Genomic DNA, 1992 nt, shown 5'->3' with positions numbered 1-1992 from the left:
TATAATAAGTGTATTTAATTGACACAAAGCAAAAAAGATTAATAACTTAGTTTATAATAAGCGTATCGTGGTAAAAATTATGGGATTGTTATTTTTGCAAAATAAAGTTATTCAATAACCGTCTAATAGGGCTATTGTATACACTCTACAAGCTAAGGAATCTGGAAATTATAATGTTGAATAATTTTTGTAATCTTTTAAACACCCTACCCTATAGGGATTAGAGCAGTTTTTTTACAGAAAATCGTAAATTTATCATCCAATATTTATTATAAGTTCAAAAGAGGAGAGTTCTGAGCATATGACAAGAAATAGTATCTACAAATCTAATTGGATAAATACATACAATACAAGCCAAAATTGGTGTAAAAATTAATTTTCCCCTCTTAACAATGAGGGGAAAATAAAAATTATGATATCGCTTTTTTATAGTTATTTTTAGTGGTCTGTTCACTCTCTTTGGCATAAATTGTTGTTGTATTGATAGATTTATGTCTTAACATTTCTTTGACTGTTCCAATATCTTTTGTTACAGCATAAACAGTTTTTGCAAAAGTGTGTCTTAGGGTATGAATACTACCGGTTTTGACCTTTGCTACACTAAACACTTTCTTAATCATTTTCCATATTTGAACCCTATCAAATACCTTGTTATTGATGGTTTTGGTGATTATTTCATACCCATTATTCTTGAAAAATTCAATCTCTTTTTCTATGCGTGATGGTCTTAAAAATACCTTTGCTTCCTTATTTCCCTTACCTATAACATATATAGTATACAAGTCATCTTCCAACACAAAGTCATTAATATTTAGTCCGATTAATTCACTTGCACGAATACCAGAATATAAATAAATTTTAATTATTAATGAGTTCCTATACGCAACAAATTGTCTACTTTTTTTAAAATCTTTATTTGCAGTTCTTGAATTTGATTGTACATGATTATTGGCTTTTTCTATTGAACTATTTAAACAGATCAACACATTCTCAACCTCAAAACTCTCTAATCCTTTTGCAATTCTTTCTGGAATTCTTATCTTTAAATCATCAAAAACTCTCGAAAAATCATAAGATTTATTGCTATTTTTTGCAATATATGTAAAAAATCTTTTTAAATGAGTTATGAATAAATTTTTTGAGCTCTCTTTAAATTCAAAATAATGTACAGGTACATTTTCTTCTTTGTATATTAAAAAATCTATAATGTGATTTTCTTTTAAATTGCCAAATGATATTACGTCTTCATATTGTTCAATAAAATTTGAAAATGCTTTTAATGTTCCGGAGTAAGATGAAATTGTGTTATGAGATTTTTTTTTGACTTTAAGTGATTTTACATAATTTTTTGAATACTTTGCAATTTCAGTATAAAAAATTTTATTTTTTGAATTTTTCATATTTTCCGCCAATTATTAAATAAATTTCTAAACCCCACCAAATAGGGCTTTGTATAAGTGATGCACACCATAAAACCTATAATTTAATGTATTTTGTACTTTAGTGTAACATTATATACATAATGTTACATATAAAATAAGAGCTTCTTTAACTTAGCGTGCACGTTTTACAAGCAAAAACAGATTTAAGCGTTTTGAATTTTTTGCATATTTGAATTTAATATAATTTCAGATAAACTTTTATTGATAGATTAGCCAGTAAGTAAGTTTTACTTATTTACAAAGAGAGTTCATTCTCCCTTTAGTATTAACACTACAATAAAAAGAAACAAAATGGAACCAAAAATGCATAAGAAATTTTTCTTAATTTTTATTGTTCCTTTTCTTGTTACACTGATTACCTCCTTGTTGATTTTTAACTATCAAAAAGCATTTACCTTGAACAGTAGAACAATTACTGCTTTAGAAAATTCACTTTCACTTCTTTATGAATTTAATAGTGGATACATATACGCATCCACTTTAATGGAATCTCACGCAGATAGACTTGAAACGTTAAAACACATTATGGGTCCTCGAAAGAAATATTATT

The 1992-nt window shown here is 26.5% G+C and carries 1 protein-coding gene; it reads right to left on the bottom strand.

The features are described from left to right. Nucleotides 1-410 precede the first annotated feature (410 nt). Nucleotides 411-1400, bottom strand: coding sequence for a tyrosine-type recombinase/integrase (locus GBG18_RS14880; RefSeq protein WP_152192345.1), 990 nt, complete (start codon nucleotides 1398-1400; stop codon nucleotides 411-413). Between the last annotated feature and the right edge of the window lie 592 nt (nucleotides 1401-1992).

The sequence above is a fragment of the Poseidonibacter ostreae genome, from assembly GCF_009208075.1.
In the GTDB taxonomy this organism is placed as follows: domain Bacteria; phylum Campylobacterota; class Campylobacteria; order Campylobacterales; family Arcobacteraceae; genus Poseidonibacter; species Poseidonibacter ostreae.
The sequence above is the reverse complement of the archived record's forward strand: the minus strand, read 5'-3'. Positions and strand labels throughout refer to the sequence as shown.